This window comes from Microbacterium pygmaeum (genome assembly GCF_900100885.1).
GTDB lineage: Bacteria > Actinomycetota > Actinomycetes > Actinomycetales > Microbacteriaceae > Microbacterium > Microbacterium pygmaeum.
In genome coordinates this window covers 3,090,616-3,106,630 of the sequence record NZ_LT629692.1, presented here as the reverse complement: position 1 = coordinate 3,106,630, position 16,015 = coordinate 3,090,616, and the positions used below count along the sequence as shown (strand labels likewise).

At 68.9% G+C, this 16,015-nt stretch carries 15 protein-coding genes; 13 read left to right on the top strand and 2 right to left on the bottom strand.

What is annotated here, in order from left to right:
* Positions 1-7: 7 nt before the first annotated feature.
* The 8 genes from atpE (at position 8) to BLT19_RS14910 (ending at position 6,868) form a co-directional block, all read left to right on the top strand.
* Positions 8-244 (top strand): F0F1 ATP synthase subunit C, encoded by a 237-nt coding sequence (gene atpE, locus BLT19_RS14945; protein WP_091491849.1) that lies wholly within the window; start codon positions 8-10, stop codon positions 242-244.
* 28 nt (positions 245-272) lie between these two features.
* On the top strand, positions 273-842 hold the full coding sequence (locus tag BLT19_RS14940; protein WP_091491846.1) for a F0F1 ATP synthase subunit B: 570 nt from the start codon (positions 273-275) through the stop codon (positions 840-842).
* Entirely contained in the window at positions 842-1,633 is a 792-nt protein-coding gene (locus BLT19_RS14935; protein WP_091491844.1) for a F0F1 ATP synthase subunit delta, read from the top strand. Before BLT19_RS14940 ends, BLT19_RS14935 begins: the two co-directional genes overlap by 1 nt.
* 89 nt (positions 1,634-1,722) lie before the next feature.
* Positions 1,723-3,360, top strand: coding sequence for a F0F1 ATP synthase subunit alpha (gene atpA / locus BLT19_RS14930; RefSeq protein ID WP_091491841.1), 1,638 nt, complete (start codon positions 1,723-1,725; stop codon positions 3,358-3,360).
* 34 nt (positions 3,361-3,394) lie between these two features.
* Positions 3,395-4,294: a F0F1 ATP synthase subunit gamma gene (locus BLT19_RS14925; RefSeq protein ID WP_091491838.1), complete on the top strand. Its 900-nt coding sequence runs from the start codon at positions 3,395-3,397 to the stop codon at positions 4,292-4,294.
* A gap of 25 nt (positions 4,295-4,319) precedes the next feature.
* Entirely contained in the window at positions 4,320-5,786 is a 1,467-nt protein-coding gene (gene atpD, locus BLT19_RS14920; protein WP_091491834.1) for a F0F1 ATP synthase subunit beta, read from the top strand.
* 1 nt (position 5,787) lies between these two features.
* Positions 5,788-6,048 (top strand): F0F1 ATP synthase subunit epsilon, encoded by a 261-nt coding sequence (locus tag BLT19_RS14915; protein WP_091491832.1) that lies wholly within the window; start codon positions 5,788-5,790, stop codon positions 6,046-6,048.
* 70 nt (positions 6,049-6,118) lie between these two features.
* Positions 6,119-6,868, top strand: coding sequence for a YaaA family protein (locus BLT19_RS14910; RefSeq protein WP_091494122.1), 750 nt, complete (start codon positions 6,119-6,121; stop codon positions 6,866-6,868).
* Here BLT19_RS14910 and BLT19_RS14905 read toward each other — a convergent pair.
* Positions 6,865-7,371 (bottom strand): DUF4282 domain-containing protein, encoded by a 507-nt coding sequence (locus tag BLT19_RS14905; protein WP_091491829.1) that lies wholly within the window; start codon positions 7,369-7,371, stop codon positions 6,865-6,867. The two genes, BLT19_RS14910 and BLT19_RS14905, sit on opposite strands and share 4 nt — an antisense overlap.
* Positions 7,372-7,546: 175 nt before the next feature.
* On the opposite strand from BLT19_RS14905, the gene BLT19_RS14900 reads away from it, so the two are divergent.
* The 5 genes from BLT19_RS14900 to BLT19_RS14880 all read left to right on the top strand — a co-directional run bounded on the left by BLT19_RS14900 (position 7,547) and on the right by BLT19_RS14880 (position 14,898).
* The gene (locus tag BLT19_RS14900) at positions 7,547-8,353 is read left to right on the top strand and encodes a DUF5684 domain-containing protein (protein WP_091491827.1); all 807 of its coding nucleotides are present in this window, start codon (positions 7,547-7,549) and stop codon (positions 8,351-8,353) included.
* A 67-nt stretch (positions 8,354-8,420) separates the two neighbouring features.
* On the top strand, positions 8,421-9,413 hold the full coding sequence (locus BLT19_RS14895; RefSeq protein WP_091494118.1) for an aldo/keto reductase: 993 nt from the start codon (positions 8,421-8,423) through the stop codon (positions 9,411-9,413).
* A gap of 161 nt (positions 9,414-9,574) precedes the next feature.
* A complete protein-coding gene (locus tag BLT19_RS14890) occupies positions 9,575-10,360 on the top strand; it encodes a PP2C family protein-serine/threonine phosphatase (protein WP_091491824.1) in 786 nt (261 codons plus the stop codon).
* A 66-nt stretch (positions 10,361-10,426) separates the two neighbouring features.
* Positions 10,427-13,300: an FtsK/SpoIIIE domain-containing protein gene (locus BLT19_RS14885; RefSeq protein ID WP_157681870.1), complete on the top strand. Its 2,874-nt coding sequence runs from the start codon at positions 10,427-10,429 to the stop codon at positions 13,298-13,300.
* A 32-nt stretch (positions 13,301-13,332) separates the two neighbouring features.
* The gene (locus BLT19_RS14880) at positions 13,333-14,898 is read left to right on the top strand and encodes an APC family permease (RefSeq protein WP_091491819.1); all 1,566 of its coding nucleotides are present in this window, start codon (positions 13,333-13,335) and stop codon (positions 14,896-14,898) included.
* On the opposite strand, the gene ald is transcribed toward BLT19_RS14880, so the two are convergent.
* Positions 14,891-16,009 carry an alanine dehydrogenase gene (ald, locus tag BLT19_RS14875; RefSeq protein ID WP_091491816.1) on the bottom strand — a complete coding sequence of 373 codons (1,119 nt, stop codon included), beginning with the start codon at positions 16,007-16,009 and terminating at the stop codon, positions 14,891-14,893. The genes BLT19_RS14880 and ald overlap by 8 nt on opposite strands.
* Positions 16,010-16,015: the final 6 nt, after the last annotated feature.

Below are 16,015 nucleotides of genomic sequence, written 5' to 3'. Positions count from 1 at the left end.
AAAACCCGTGGATGCAACTACGGTTCTCGCCGAAGTCACCGGAAGCATTGCGACGGTCGGCTACGGCCTCGCCGCCATCGGCCCGGCCATCGGCGTCGGCATCGTCGTCGGCAAGACCATCGAGGGCGTGGCGCGTCAGCCCGAGCTCGCCGGTCGACTGCAGGTTCTGATGTTCATCGGTATCGCCTTCACCGAGGCGCTGGCGTTCATCGGCATCGCCACCGGCTTCATCTTCGGCTTCTAGCCATCCGCTCACGAGGTAAGGAGACAGGATGCTGAGCGCTCTTGTCACATACGCCGCCGAGGAGGCGGAGGCCGCGTCGAACCCGCTGCTGCCTGCGATCTACGACATCGTCTGGTCGGCTGTCTGCTTCATCGTGATCCTCCTGGTGTTCTGGAAGGTCGTGCTGCCCAAGATGCAGACGCTCCTCGACCAGCGCGCTGCCGCGATCGAGGGCAACATCGCCAAGGCCGACGAGGCCCAGCGCAAGGCCGAGGCCGCGCTGGAGGAGTACACGGCCCAGCTCGCCGAGGCTCGCAAGGAAGCCGGCGAGATCCGTGAGGCCGCCCGCGAGGACGGCAAGAAGATCGTCGCCGAGGCCAAGGACTCCGCTTCCTCGGAGGCGGCCCGCATCACGGCGACCGCGCACTCGCAGATCGAGGCGGAGCGTCAGACGGCGTTCGTCTCGCTGCGTTCCGAGGTCGGCACGCTGGCGCTCGACCTCGCCGGTGGAGTGATCGGCGAGACCCTCTCCGACGACGCGAAGGCCCAGGCGGTCGTGGACCGCTTCCTCGCCGAGCTCGAGGCGTCCGAGGCGCAGGCTCCGAAGGCGTCCAAGTAATGGGCAGCGCAACCACTCAGGCCACTGCGGCGGTCACGACGGCGCTGGCCGCCGTGACTTCGATCGACATCGACACCGCACGCGAGCTGTTCGCAGCGTCCCGCGCCGTCGGCGACTCGTCGCAGCTGAGCGGTGCGCTGGCCGATTCGTCCGCGCCCGACCAGGCTCGCGCCGATGTCGTGACGGCGATCTTCGGGGGGTCGTTCCAGCCTGCGACGGTGTCGCTCCTGTCGACGATCGTCGCGCAGCGCTGGTCGTCGGCTGACGACCTGGTGGACGCCATCGAGGAGCTCGCGATCCGGGCGGCGGCCATCGCCGAGCCCGACGCCGATGTGGAAGGCGACCTGTTCGGGTTCTCCCGGCTCGTCGCCGACAACCCCGAGTTGGAGCTCGCCCTCGGCAGTCGCCTCGGCGACGAGTCCGCCAAGGGTGCGCTGGTGATCTCGCTCCTTCAGGGTCGCGCGAGCGAATCGGCGATCCTGATCGCCTCGTCGCTCGTGCAGCAGCAGCGCGAGCGGCGCGCCCGTCAGCTGGTCATCCGCGCGATGGACCTCGTCGCCGATCAGCGTGGCCGGACGGTCGCCACCGTCGTCAGCGCGACGGTGCTCAGCCAGGCCCAGCTGCAGCGACTCGCCGGCGTGCTGTCGGCGCGCTACGGCACCACGGTGTCGCTGAACACGGTTGTGGACCCCACGGTCGTCGGCGGACTGCGTGTGCAGATCGCGGACGACGTGATCGACGCCAGCGTGTCCGCGCGATTGGCCGATCTCCGCCAGCGATTGGCTGGCTGACAGATTTCCCGCGCCGTCCCGATCCCGGGACGGCACGGAGACTCGGGACCGCGGTCCCACCGAGATGTATTGAAAGCAAAGGGAAGACCATGGCAGAACTCACAATCAGCCCTGACGCCATCCGCGACGCGCTGAAGGATTTCGTCGCGGCTTACGAGCCCACCGGCGCGGCGGCGACCGAGGTCGGCACCGTCATCGATGCCGCGGACGGCATCGCGCACGTCGAGGGCCTCCCCGGCGTGATGGCGAACGAGCTCGTCCTCTTCGCGGACGGCACGCAGGGCCTGGCACTGAACCTCGACGAGCACGAGATCGGTGTCGTCGTGCTCGGCGAGTTCTCGGGCATCGAGGCCGGCCAGCGCGTCACCCGCACCGGCGAGGTGCTCTCGGTCGCCGTCGGCGACGGCTACCTCGGTCGCGTCGTGGACCCGCTCGGCAACCCGATCGACGGCCTCGGCGAGGTCGCGACCACCGGCCGCCGCGCCCTCGAGCTGCAGGCGCCCGGCGTCATGCAGCGCAAGTCGGTCCACGAACCGCTGCAGACCGGCATCAAGGCCATCGACGCGATGATCCCCGTCGGCCGCGGCCAGCGTCAGCTGATCATCGGCGACCGCCAGACCGGCAAGACGGCGATCGCGATCGACACGATCATCAACCAGAAGGCCAACTGGGACTCCGGCGACACGAACAAGCAGGTCCGCTGCATCTATGTCGCCATCGGTCAGAAGGGCTCCACGATCGCCGCCGTCAAGGGCGCGCTCGAGGACGCCGGTGCCATGGAGTACACGACGATCGTCGCGGCTCCGGCATCCGACCCCGCCGGCTTCAAGTACCTCGCCCCGTACACCGGCTCGGCCATCGGCCAGCACTGGATGTACGACGGCAAGCACGTCCTGATCATCTTCGACGACCTCACCAAGCAGGCCGAGGCCTACCGCGCCGTGTCGCTCCTGCTGCGCCGCCCGCCGGGCCGCGAGGCATACCCGGGTGACGTCTTCTACCTGCACTCGCGTCTGCTGGAGCGCTGCGCCAAGCTCTCCGACGAGCTCGGTGCGGGTTCGATGACGGGTCTGCCGATCATCGAGACGAAGGCCAACGACGTCTCCGCCTACATCCCGACCAACGTGATCTCGATCACCGACGGTCAGATCTTCCTCCAGTCCGACCTGTTCAACGCCAACCAGCGTCCAGCCGTCGACGTGGGCATCTCGGTCTCGCGAGTCGGCGGTGACGCACAGGTGAAGTCGATCAAGAAGGTCTCCGGAACGTTGAAGCTGGAGCTGGCGCAGTACCGCTCGCTCGAGGCGTTCGCGATGTTCGCGAGCGACCTGGATGCGGCATCCCGCCGTCAGCTCTCCCGCGGCGCGCGCCTGACCGAGCTGCTCAAGCAGCCCCAGTACTCGCCGTACCCCGTCGAGGAGCAGGTCGTCTCGATCTGGGCCGGAACGAACGGCAAGCTGGACTCGATCGAGGTCGAGGACGTGCTGTCCTTCGAGCGCGAGCTGCTGGACTACCTCCGTCGCAACACGACGATCCTCGACACGCTGCGAGACACGAACGTCCTGGACGATGCGACCGCCGCCGAGCTCGGCAAGGTCACCGACGACTTCATCCTCGAGTTCCGCTCGGGCAAGGGTCAGTCGATCGGCAAGCCGGGCCACGAGGAGGTCGCCGCGGCGGCCGCCGAGGACGTCAACCAGGAGAAGATCGTCAAGGGTCGCCGCTAAGCGGTTCCCCGACCTCTGATACCGGACAAGGACAATGGGCGCACAACTACGGGTCTACAAGCAGAAGATCAACACTGCTCAGACGACCAAGAAGATCACGAAGGCGATGGAGCTCATCGCGGCTTCGCGCATCCAGAAGGCGATGGCGCGTGTGCGTGCGGCGTCGCCCTTCGCGCGCGCCGTCACCCGCGCCGTCTCCGCCGTCTCGACGCACTCCAACGTCGAGCACCCGCTCACGAAGGAGCGCGAGGTCATCAGCCGCTCGGCTGTCGTGATCTTCGCCTCCGACCGCGGGCTGGCGGGTGCCTTCAACTCGCAGATCCTGCGTGAAGGCGTCGAGCTGGCCGAGCTGCTGCGGCAGCAGGGCAAGGAGCCGGTGTTCTACCTCGTCGGTCGCAAGGCGGTGGGGTACTTCCAGTTCCGTCGTATCGCGAGCGCGGCCGAGTGGACGGGTGACACCGACACCCCGCACTTCCACACTGCCGAGGAGATCGCGACCGTCCTCCTGGACGCCTACGACCGCGGCGGCCAGGACGGCGGAGTGGATGAGATCAACCTCGTCTACAACCGCTTCGTCAGCATGATGACCCAGAGCCCGGAGACCGTGCGTCTGCTGCCGCTCGAGGTCGTCGAGGCGTCCGAGTCCACCGGCCCCGCGCAGGTGTATCCGCTGTACGAGTTCGAGCCCGATGCGGGTGTCGTGCTGGACGCGCTGCTGCCGGTGTACATCCAGAGCCGCGTGTTCAACGCGCTCCTGCAGTCCTCGGCGGCCAAGCACGCGGCCACCCAGAAGGCGATGAAGTCGGCCAGCGACAACGCCGACAAGCTCATCACCACCTACACACGCCTGCGCAACAACGCGCGTCAGGCCGAGATCACGCAGCAGATCGCCGAGATCGTCGGCGGCGCCGACGCCCTGTCGTCGACCAAGTAGACCTGAGATCGAAAGAGACAAGATCATGACAATCACCGCCAGCCCCGCGGACACCGCAGCGACGACGGAGAAGCTCAGCGTCGGTCGCGTCGCCCGCGTCACCGGGCCCGTCGTCGACATCGAGTTCCCCCACGACGCACTGCCCGACATCTACAACGCGCTCAAGACCACCATCACCATCGATGGCGAGTCGACCGAGATCACGCTCGAGGTCGCGCAGCACCTCGGCGACGACCTCGTCCGTGCCATCGCGCTCAAGCCCACCGACGGCGTCGTGCGCGGCCAGGAGGTGCGCGACACCGGAGACCAGATCACCGTTCCGGTCGGCGATGTCACCAAGGGCAAGGTCTTCAACGTGATCGGCGAGGTACTCAACGCCACGCCGGGTGAGACCGTCGAGATCACCGAGCGCTGGCCCATCCACCGCAAGGCCCCGAACTTCGATCAGCTGGAGTCCAAGACCCAGATGTTCGAGACCGGCATCAAGGTCATCGACCTGCTCACCCCGTATGTGCTGGGTGGGAAGATCGGCCTGTTCGGCGGCGCCGGTGTCGGCAAGACCGTGCTCATCCAGGAGATGATCCAGCGCGTCGCGCAGGACCACGGCGGTGTGTCGGTGTTCGCCGGTGTCGGCGAGCGCACCCGTGAGGGCAACGACCTCATCCACGAGATGGAAGAGGCGGGCGTCTTCGACAAGACCGCGCTCGTGTTCGGCCAGATGGACGAGCCGCCCGGAACGCGTCTTCGCGTCGCACTCTCGGCCCTGACCATGGCCGAGTACTTCCGCGACGTGCAGAAGCAGGACGTGCTGCTGTTCATCGACAACATCTTCCGCTTCACGCAGGCCGGCTCCGAGGTCTCCACGCTGCTGGGCCGCATGCCGTCCGCGGTGGGCTACCAGCCGAACCTCGCCGACGAGATGGGCGTGCTCCAGGAGCGCATCACCTCGACGCGCGGTCACTCGATCACCTCCCTGCAGGCGATCTACGTCCCCGCCGACGACTACACCGACCCTGCTCCGGCCACGACGTTCGCCCACCTGGACGCCACCACCGAGCTGAGCCGCGAGATCGCGTCGAAGGGCCTCTACCCGGCCGTCGACCCGCTGACCTCGACCAGCCGCATCCTGGACCCCCGCTACATCGGCGAGGACCACTACCGTGTGGCGACGGCTGTCAAGCAGATCCTCCAGAAGAACAAGGAACTGCAGGAGATCATCGCCATCCTCGGTGTCGACGAACTCTCCGAAGAGGACAAGATCGTCGTGTCGCGTGCACGGCGCATCCAGCAGTTCCTCTCGCAGAACACCTATATGGCCAAGAAGTTCACCGGCGTCGAGGGCTCCACCGTCCCGATCAAGGAGACGATCGAGTCGTTCGACGCGATCGTCAAGGGCGACTACGACCATGTGGCAGAGCAGGCGTTCTTCAACGTCGGCGGCATCAACGACGTCGAAGAGCGCTGGGCGCAGATCCAGAAGGAGAACGGCTGACATGCCGCTCAAGGTGAGTCTCGTCTCCGCAGACGCGGAGATCTGGTCGGGTGAGGCGTCGCTGGTCATCGCCAAGACCGTCGAGGGCGAGATCGGCTTCATGCCCGGGCACGAGCCGGTGCTCGCGATCCTCGCCGAGGGCCAGGTGCGCATCACCCAGACGAGCGGAACCAAGATCCTCGCCAACGCGCAGGACGGCTTCCTCTCGATGGAGAGCGACGAGCTGACCATCGTCGCGGGTAACGCCGCGCTGATCGCCTAGCGAAACACCCGCCGAATGCACCGTGGATCCGTTCCACGGTGCATTCGCACGTCAGGACGGAGTGACCCGGATGCTGGTCCTTCTGCCGCCCTCGGAGACGAAGCGTGCCGGCGGGCGCCGCACGCCCTTGGCCGTCGACGCGCTCTGCCTCCCCGGCCTCACCGCCTCGCGGGAGCGGGTGATCGACGCGCTGGTGGCACTGTCGGCCGATGAGGAGCAGGCGGCTCGCGTGCTCAAGCTCAGCGTCGCGCAACGGGGCCAGATCGCCGTCAACGCCGCTCTCCGCGACGGCCCCACCCTCCCGGCGATCGACCGCTACACCGGTGTGCTGTACGACGCGCTGGATGCGGCATCCCTCTCCGCGGCCGCTCGCCGGTGGCTGGGCGGCTCCGTCCTCATCCACTCCGCGCCCTTCGGTCCGGTCGGTGCACTGGACCGCATCCCGGAGTACCGACTGGGAGCGGGCGTCTCCCTCCCCGGGCTGGCGTCACTGCGGACCATGTGGGCGGATGCCGTCACGTCGGCGATCGCTGCGACAGGACCGTCTTTCGTGCTCGACCTGCGCTCGGAGGCGTACGTGGCGCTGGGACCGCTGCCGAGCGGGATCCCCGCCACCTATGTGCGTGTGGTGAGTGAAGGGGCCGACGGTGCTGTCCGCGCACTCAATCATTTCAACAAGCACGCCAAGGGCACGCTGGTTCGCCGGCTCGCGGAGACCCGTCCGCGGATCGGTTCGCTCCGGTCGCTGCGGGCGTGGGCCGATGCCGAAGCGATGACGCTCCGACCGGGAGCGGCGGGCGAGCTGGACCTCGTCGTCTAGCGCCGCGTGTTCTCCGCGGTTCGCTCGGTGTTCTCGGCGATCGCGATCAGTGCGACGACCGCCTCGATGACGAAGCGCAGGATGACGATCGCGAGGAACGTCACGATCGGCACGATGATGACGGTGGCCACCAGCAGGGCGATGCCGCCCCCCGGGTTCCAGAACAGCAGGGAGATCGCGTTGACCAGACCCGTGACGAAGTACACGATGAATCCGATCGCGATCGCGATGAGCCCGACCAGGTAGAACACGCTCGCGAGGCGCCGGGTGATGAAGGTGCGGAACGAGAGGTCGAACAGCGCGCGGAAGAAGCCGCGGCCGACGTCGTCTATCTCTCCGCCCAGCGAGGTCGGGACACCGGTGTTGTCCGGATCCGTCGAGGGGTTGTATGGCGCGCCGCCGCCGCCGGCCGGCTGTGCCCCACGGGCCGCCTCATCGGCCGGAAGCGTGGGCAGTGGCGGGGGCGATGCGGGGGGAGTGGTGGGGGGAATCGGGTCGCTCATCGGGGTCCTTCCGCACGGCCGGGGGTCTTCGGCAACACTATCGATCGGCGACGCGCCCGGCGAGTATGTCGGAATCGACTGACACGCGACCGTGCCGTCGATAGCATGTGCAACGTGAGGCAGGTGTCTCGCCGGTGCTCGCGTGCCGCTCGTTCGTTCTGTGGGAAGGACGTACATGTCTGACTACTCCGATTACGGAACCGGCTACGCGTTGGCGTGGCTGTTCGTGATCCTTCCGGTTGTGCTGATCTTCGCCGTCATCGGCTATGTGCTGACGTCGTGGTTCCTCATGAAGATCTTCGAAAAGGCCGGCGTGCAGGGAAAGTGGCGCGCGTGGGTGCCGATCTACAACACCCTGATCTTCGTCAAGCTGGGAGATCTGAACCCGTGGTGGCTCCTGATCCTCTGGGTTGCCGGCGGTGTCCTGTCGTGGGTGCCGGTGCTGGGCAACCTGATCCTCCTGGCGGCATTCGTCTACACGTTGCTGGCGGCATGGCGGGTCGGGCTGAAGCTGCAGAAGGAAGCCGTCTGGCTGATCCTGTACTTCTTCCTGAGCATCGTCTGGCTCGGCATCAACGCATTCGACAAGTCGCGGTGGAACACGGCCGTCCCGGCAGCGCCATGGGCGGGCAACTTCCTGGCCGACAACACCGTGTGGAGCGGCATCCCGGCCCAGGCCCCGTCAGGCGGGTACCCGGCCAACCCGGTGACGCAGCCTCCGGCAGGTGGCTACCCGCCCCCGGCGGGTTACCAGCCGCCGGCCCCTCCCGCCGGTTACGAGCCGCCGGCACCGCCCGCGGGCTACACCCCTCCGCCGGCACCGCCGGCCGCTGCCCCGCCCGTCCCTCCGGCTGCAACGCCGCCGGCACCGCCCGCGGCGGCTCCGTCCGCTCCTGAGCCTCCGGCACCGCCGGCAGCCCCCGAGCCGCCGACCGCACCGCCGACCGCCCCTCCCGCCGCTCCCGACGAGCCGCGGCCGTAGTCAGCATTCGACGAGCCCCCACCCGAACCGGGTGGGGGCTCGTTGCCGTTAGCGTGGAGGGGTGACCATCACCGACAGCAATGTCCCCATCCGTCGCGTCGGAGCATCCGGCCTGCTCGTCTCGGCCGTCGGCCTCGGCTGCAACAACTTCGGGCGCACGGACACCCGGACACAGACGCAATCGGGGACGAACGATGTGATCGACGCCGCGCTCGATGCGGGGGTCACGTTCCTCGACACCGCCGACATGTACGGTGCGGAGCCCGGTCTGAGCGAGACGCTGATGGGCGTGGCGTTGCAGGGCCGGCGCGAGCGTGTCGTGCTGGCGACGAAGTTCGGCCACCCCGGTCGTGACATGGGATATCCCGTCTCCGCGTCGAAGGGGTCGCGTGCGTACATCCGCGTCGCCGTGGAGGCGTCGCTGCGGCGGCTGCAGACAGAGTGGATCGACCTCTACCAGCTGCACGTCCCCGACCCGGCGACGCCCATCGAGGAGACGATGGCGACGCTCGATGACCTCGTCACCGAAGGCAAGATCCGCTATTACGGACACTCGAACCTGGCCGGATGGCAGATCGCCGAGGCGGAGCTGCTCGCCGGTGGACGGGGTGTACGGTTCATCTCCGCGCAGAACCATTACAGCCTGCTGGCGCGCGCCGCCGAGCGCGAGGTGCTGCCCGCCGTCGAGCGCTTCGGTCTCGGCTTCTTCCCGTTCTTCCCGCTGCACAACGGTCTGCTCACCGGCAAATTCACCCGTGAAGGGGGCCCGGAGGGAAGCCGCATCATGACCGCGCGCCCGCACGTGTGGCGGGATGCCCCCTGGGACGCCATCGAGCGCTTCCAGTCGTTCTGCGATGAGCGTGAGATCTCGATGCTGGAGGCGACGTTCGGATGGCTGCTGTCCAGGCCCGCACTCTCCAGTGTCATCGCCGGTGCCACCAGCCCAGAGCAGATCCGCAGCAACGCTGCCGCCGCTGCGGCATGGACGCCGACGGCAGAGGACCTGGCGACGATCGACGAGATGTTCCCGCTCGTGGAGGACCCGGCATCGCGCGTCTGAGCGCACGTTCGCTCTGAGCGAACAACCGCTCGGACCGTCAGTCACGTCGCCTCGCGTACCGTCGGCCCGAGGAGCGGCGGGCGATTCCACTAGTATGTGAGCACGTCGACGAGACCAGCCGGTCGCCTCGGCGCCGCAACGGCCGACGGGGAGGACAGGGCGTGCCCGACGGATCGACCCACTCGCATGCCCTCTCTGTCGCGGGTCAGGACATCTCACTGACCTGGTCCGGATCGACCCACACCGGCCGTCGCCGCGAGGTCAACCAGGACGCATTCCTGACGATCTTCCCGCTGTTCGTGGTGGCCGACGGGATGGGTGGTCACATCGGCGGCGAGATCGCCAGCGCGAGCACCGTCGATCGGCTCCGCATCGTCGCGGACGGCGGGTCGGTGAGCGCGAAGACGATCGAGAAGGCGCTCTCGCGCGCCGTGAAGGACATCGCCGGCCACGTGGACACCACCGATGACGGGACGGGGACCACGCTGACCGGCGTCTACCTGGAGACCACCGGCGGCACACCCCATTGGGTCACCCTGAACATCGGCGACTCCCGCGTCTACCTCTCCCGGGACGGCGCGATCGCGCAGATCACGACCGATCATTCGGTGGTGCAGGAGCTGATCGCCTCGGGCAGGCTCAGCCCTGAAGAGGCCGAGAACCATCCGTACGGCAATGTGATCACTCGCGCCGTGGGCCCGAGCGAAAGCGTCTCGCCCGACTACGTCCGCCTCGACGTGGTGGATGGCGACCGGTTCGTCATCTGCTCCGACGGGCTGACCAAGGAACTCACCGACTACGGCATCCAGCACTTCCTCACCGAGAACGACGATCCGGCCGACGCGGTCGAGGCGATGATGGAGGCGGCGCTCGAGAACGGCGGCCGCGACAACATCACGATCATCGTCCTGGACGTCGCCGTCGACTCCTCCCCAGCCGCCGGCTGACACGCGGCATCCACCGCCCGCGGATCCGAGCGGCACGCGCGCCCTGCGCGGCGCTGAACTGGACACGTGACAGCACGCTCTCCCGGCCCGTCGGCCCCGGCATCCGCACGTCTGCTCCCCGACTTGCGAGCGGACGCCCCGCTCGAATTGCCGCCCGCCTGGACGCCGCCCGCGCGGCAGGGAGTTCCGCTGCTCGCTTCGGTCGTGCCGGTGCTGGGAGCGGTCGCCTTGTGGGCCGTCACCGGCTCGGTGCTGTCGCTCTGGCTGGCGGCGCTGGGCCCGCTGATCGCCGTGGCCACCATGGCGGATGCGGCGCGTGCCGCGCGTCGCGATCGGCGGCGCGCCGACCGGACCGCCTTCCTCGCCCGCGAGCGGGTGGTGCGCGCGATCGATGACCGGCACGCCGAGGAGCGGGATCGTCGCTGGTCGCGGCATCCCGACGTCGCCGGCTTCCTCGCCCGGGAGGGCGAGATCTGGCGCGCCGTACCGGACCGGGCCGACGCGCTGGTGGTGGGCTCCGGCTCGCAGCCGAGCGGTCTGCGCGTGACCGGCGGTGGAGACGAGCCCGCGTCCGTCGAGGTCCGCGATCGCGCGGCGACGCTGGAGCGCGCACCGGCGATCGTCTCGCCCTCGGCCGGCGTCGCGGTGGTGGGGGATGCCGTGCTCGGGTCGGCGGTGGTGCGAGCACTCGTCCTGCAGGTGTGTCTCGCCCGCCCACCGGGAGCGATCACGATCACGGGCGCGCTGCGCGGCGAGAACGCGTGGGCGGAGCGGCTGCCCCACCGCGCTCGCAGTCGGAGCAGCGCGGGGGTGGCGAGCACCGTCCTGGTTCTCGTCGGTCCGGACGAAGAGGTGCCCGACCGGGCCGACATCGCGATCGTGCGCGTCGACCCGGGCACCCCGCCCCCGGCGCGTTGCCGCGTCGTGCTGACCGTCCGCTCGCCCGCGCGTGCGGTGCTGGACGTCGACGGCGACATCAGCGAACTCAGCATCGAGGCCGTCGGTGCGGGTCAGGCAGCCGCGATCGCCGACGAGCTCGCCGAGCGCGCCGGCCGCACGGTCGTATCGCGGCGCAGCGACGAGCCGGTCGATCTGTCGAGCCTGCTCGACAGCGCCCCGGCACCCGCTCGCGGCGCTCTGCCGGCCGTGATCGGCACCGAATCCGGTGAGCCGCGCGTCGTCGACCTCGTCGGCGACGGACCGCACGCGATCGTGGCCGGGGTCACCGGCTCGGGCAAGAGCGAACTGCTCATCTCCTGGGTGCTCAGCCTGTGTGCCGGCCATTCCACCCGCCAGGTCAGCTTCCTGCTCGCGGATTTCAAGGGCGGGACGGCCTTCGACTCGCTGGCCACGCTGCCGAACGTCACGGGCGTGCTCACCGACCTCGACGGCGCGGGGGCCCGCCGCGCCATCGAGAGCCTGCGGGCCGAGGTGCGCTGGCGGGAGGCAGAACTCGCGCGCTGCGGCGCCCGTGACATCCTCGATCCGCGGGTGGAACTGCCGCGACTGGTCATCGTCGTGGACGAGTTCGCCGCCCTCCTCGGCGACCACCCGGAACTGCACGCGGTGTTCTCGGACGTCGCCGCCCGCGGTCGTGCGCTCGGCGTGCATCTCGTGCTGGGTACGCAGAGACCGTCGGGCGTCATGCGCGAGAGCCTGCTGGCCAACTGCCCGCTGCGCATCAGTCTCCGGGTGAATGATCCCGCCGACAGTCGCGTGGTCCTCGGTACGTCCGAGGCGGCGGAGCTGCCAGGTGGCGCGGACGGTCGAGGTGTCGCCCTGATGCGCACCGCCGCCGACGTCATCCCGCGCCGGGTGCGCATCGCACTGTCGCATCGTGACGACATCGAACGCATCGTGCAGCGAGCCGGCGGTCCGCCGCCGCGCCGGCCGTGGTTGCCGGAGCTGCCGACGCGCGTGCACCTCGAGGAGCTGATCCCTTCCCCGACTGCGTCGGAGGCGGAGGCCCTCGTGCTCGGGCTCGCCGACGAGCCGGAGAATCAGCGGCAGCTGCCCGCCGTCGTGCGGATCGAGGATCGAGGGCTGCTGGTGATCGGCGGCGCGGGCAGCGGCAGATCGACCGCGCTGCGAACCCTCGCCGCACAGGCGCCGAGTGGTGCGGTGTGGATCCCCGCCGACGGCGAGGGCGCGTGGGACGCGGTCGCGGACCTGGTCCGCAACCCGCCCGCGCGAGGGAGCGTCGTGCTGATCGACGACCTCGATGCGCTGATGGCACGGATGCCGCATGACTACGCGCTGGAGCTGGCCGACCGGCTCGACCGGGTGATGCGCACGACCGGGGAGGCGGGCTACCTCGTGGTCGCCGCTGTCCAGCGGCTCAGCGGCAGCGCTGCGCGCCTGGCCGACCTGCTCCCGCGCCGGCTGGTGCTCGCCGCGGCATCCCGCGCCGACTACATCGCCGCCGGAGGCGACCCCCATCACCACGTGCCGGGTGACGGCGCCGGGAGGGGGCGCCTGGCCGGCCGAGCGGTGCAGGTGGCGATCAGCGACGACCTGCCTCTCGTGGGTCCGCCGCCCTCGAGCGCGTGGGTTCCGCTTCGACCCCTGAGCGGGTTCGTCGCACGACGTTCGCCGACGACCCGGGCGAGCCTGGCCGACTGGGAGGCGCACGGTGTTCGTGTGCTTTCGGTGGACGACTTCGTCGCGCAGGCGGGCTGGCCGGACGACGATCGCGTCGTCGTGTTCGGCGACCCGGAGGAGTGGCAGCGCTCCTGGCGGGCGCTGACGAGCGTGCGCACCGAGACCGATCTCGTCATCGATGCCGCCTGCGCGCCCGAATGGCGCATGCTCAGCGGCGAACGGAGCCTGCCGCCGTACTGCGAGCCGGGGCGGGCACGCGCCTGGCTGATCAGCGCCGGCGCATCCCCGGAGCGGATCCAGTTGCCGACCGGCACTGCCCCCTCGGCCTCGCGCGCTTGACCGTATGTCGTCCGTCACCGTACGTTCAGCATGTGGCAACCACTCCGATAGACCTTGCCCGACCCGACGGAAAAGGTCTCGCAGCCGGCACGCTCGGTCTGTGGGGCTCGACGGTGATCGGCCTCGCCTCCACCGCACCGGTGTATTCGCTCGTCGCGACCCTCGGGTTCGTCGTGCTGGCCGTGGGGGCCCAGGCGCCGATCGCATTCGTCATCGCGTTCATCCCGATGCTGTTCATCGCGTTCGCCTACCGCGAGCTGAACACCGCGGTGCCCGACTGCGGCACGACGTTCACGTGGGGGACCAAGGCCTTCGGCCCCTGGGTCGGCTGGTTGGGTGGCTGGGGTGTCGCCGTGGCCGGCATGGTGGTTCTCGCCAACCTCGCCCAGATCGCAGGCATCTACTTCTGGGCGCTGATCGACGGCATCATCAGGTCCTCGGAAGACGCACTGCTCTCGGACAACGTCCCCCTCGTGACGGCCACGGGCGTGTTCTTCATCGCCCTGATGACCTGGGTCAGCTGGCGCGGGGTGGAGATCGGCGAGCGGATCCAGAACATCCTGCTCGGCATCCAGTACCTCGCACTGGCCATCTTCGTGGTGGCCGCGCTCTGGCAGTTCTTCGCCGGGACCGCGCCGAACCCGACCCCGTTCGACTGGTCGTGGTTCAACCCGCTGGCCTTCACCGATTGGGGTGGCTTCACCCAGGCGATCCTGCTCGCCCTGTTCATCTACTGGGGCTGGGACACGTGCCTCGCCTTGAACGAGGAGACGCGCGGCCCGAAGCGCATCCCTGGACGCGCAGCACTGCTGACCACGGTCATCCTGCTGGTCACCTACGTCGGCGTCACCGTTGCGGCGATGATGTACGCCGGCCTCGGCGACACCGGCACCGGGCTGGGCAACGAGGCCAACGCCGACGACTTCTTCCTCGCCATCAAAGACGGGCTCCTCGGCCCGATCGGCTGGGTGCTGGTCGTCTCGGTGATGATCTCGGCCATCTCCTCCACGCAGACCACCATCCTCCCGACGGCACGCGGAACCCTCGCGATGGCCGCATACAAGGCGCTTCCCCGGCGCTTCGCCACCGTCCACCCGCGCTACAAGACGCCGTCGTTCTCCACTCTCGTCATGGGGATAGTCGCCTCGGTGTACTACGTCGGCATGACGCTCATCAGCGACAACATCCTGCAAGACTCGATCCTCTCGCTGGGGCTCGCCATCGCGTTCTACTACGGCATCACCGGCTACGCGTGCGTCTGGTATTTCCGTAAGGAACTGTTCAACTCGACGCGCAACTTCTTCTACCGGTTCCTGCTCCCGCTGCTGGGCGCTCTGATGCTCACGTACGCGTTCGTGCAGTCGGCGATCGACATGTACGACGTCGACTACGGCTACACGGTGCTGCTGGGCATCGGCGGAACATTCGTGCTGGGCATCGGATCGCTCGCGTTCGGCGTGCTGCTGATGTTCCTGTGGTTCTTCTTCCCACGGGCGAAGCCATTCTTCCGCGGCGAGAGCCTCAACCGCGACACCGAGGTCCTCGTGCCGGATGAGCCTGCCGAGTACAGCCGCTCGATCGACGGCGGGCTCAGCTGAGAAGAGCCTCCGCGAGCGGCGCGGCCGCCAGGCCGTGCGCGGTGGCGACGCCGGCGTTGATCACCGATCCGCCATGGGTGTTCAGACCCGCCGCCAGCGCGGCATCCGCTCCGAGCGCATCCCGCCAGCCGCGGCGGGAGATCTGGCGGATGTAGGGGAGTGTCGCGTTGGTGAGCGCCGACGTGGAGGTGTTCGGAACGGCGCCGGGCATGTTCGCGACGCAGTAGAAGACGCTGCCGTGCACGAGGAACGTCGGATCGGCGTGTGTGGTCGGGTGCGTGTCCTCGAAGCACCCGCCCTGATCGACGGCGATGTCCACGAGCACGCTGCCGGGGCGCATCCGTGACACCATCTCGTTCGTGACGAGCTTCGGGGCCTTGGCGCCCGGGATCAGCACCGAGCCGATGACGAGGTCGGAGTCCACCACCGCGCGATCGAGGTCGAGGGGATTGGATGCCGCGGTCTTGACGCGTCCCTGGAAGTGGTCGTCGAGGAAACGCAGTCGCTGGATGTTCGTGTCGAAGATCGTGACGTCCGCGCCCATGCCCGCGGCGATCACGGCCGAGTTTGCTCCGGCGACCCCCCCGCCGATCACCGTCACGCGCGCGGGCCGCGTCCCGGGGACCCCTGACATCAGGAGGCCCAGGCCGCCGGCGGAGCGCATCAGCGTCGATGCTCCGACGATCGGCGCCAGGCGCCCGGCGACCTCGCTCATCGGAGCGAGCAGTGGCAGTCCGCCACCGGCGAGCTGCACGGTCTCGTACGCGATCGCGGTCACGCGATCGGCGACGAGGCGATCGGTGAGCGGCCGGTCGGCGGCCAGGTGCAGGTAGGTGAACAGGACGAGATCGTCACGGAAGAACGGGTACTCGCTCGCGATCGGCTCCTTGACCTTGAGCAGCAGTTCGGCGCGTGCCCAGACCTCGGCCGCGTCGGCGAGCATCATCGCACCGGCCGCCTCGTACTCCGCGTCGGGCATCGACGAGCCGGTGCCCGCGCCGCGCTGCACGAACACCTCGTGCCCGGCGGCGACCAGATCGTGCACCCCCGCGGGGGTCAACGCCACGCGGTACTCGTTGTTCTTCACTTCCGTGGGGACGCTGATCCTCATCGATCG

What these genes read in the sequence shown, in the direction of transcription:
- BLT19_RS14935 (WP_091491844.1), top strand. Translation starts at nt 842, where the DNA reads ATGGGCAGCGCAACCACTCAGGCCACTGCGGCGGTCACGACGGCGCTG.
- ald (WP_091491816.1), bottom strand. Translation starts at nt 16,009, where the DNA reads ATGAGGATCAGCGTCCCCACGGAAGTGAAGAACAACGAGTACCGCGTG.
- BLT19_RS14900 (WP_091491827.1), top strand. Translation starts at nt 7,547, where the DNA reads ATGTCTGACTACTCCGATTACGGAACCGGCTACGCGTTGGCGTGGCTG.
- BLT19_RS14915 (WP_091491832.1), top strand. Translation starts at nt 5,788, where the DNA reads ATGCCGCTCAAGGTGAGTCTCGTCTCCGCAGACGCGGAGATCTGGTCG.
- atpD (WP_091491834.1), top strand. Translation starts at nt 4,320, where the DNA reads ATGACAATCACCGCCAGCCCCGCGGACACCGCAGCGACGACGGAGAAG.
- atpA (WP_091491841.1), top strand. Translation starts at nt 1,723, where the DNA reads ATGGCAGAACTCACAATCAGCCCTGACGCCATCCGCGACGCGCTGAAG.
- BLT19_RS14925 (WP_091491838.1), top strand. Translation starts at nt 3,395, where the DNA reads ATGGGCGCACAACTACGGGTCTACAAGCAGAAGATCAACACTGCTCAG.
- BLT19_RS14940 (WP_091491846.1), top strand. Translation starts at nt 273, where the DNA reads ATGCTGAGCGCTCTTGTCACATACGCCGCCGAGGAGGCGGAGGCCGCG.
- BLT19_RS14905 (WP_091491829.1), bottom strand. Translation starts at nt 7,371, where the DNA reads ATGAGCGACCCGATTCCCCCCACCACTCCCCCCGCATCGCCCCCGCCA.
- BLT19_RS14910 (WP_091494122.1), top strand. Translation starts at nt 6,119, where the DNA reads ATGCTGGTCCTTCTGCCGCCCTCGGAGACGAAGCGTGCCGGCGGGCGC.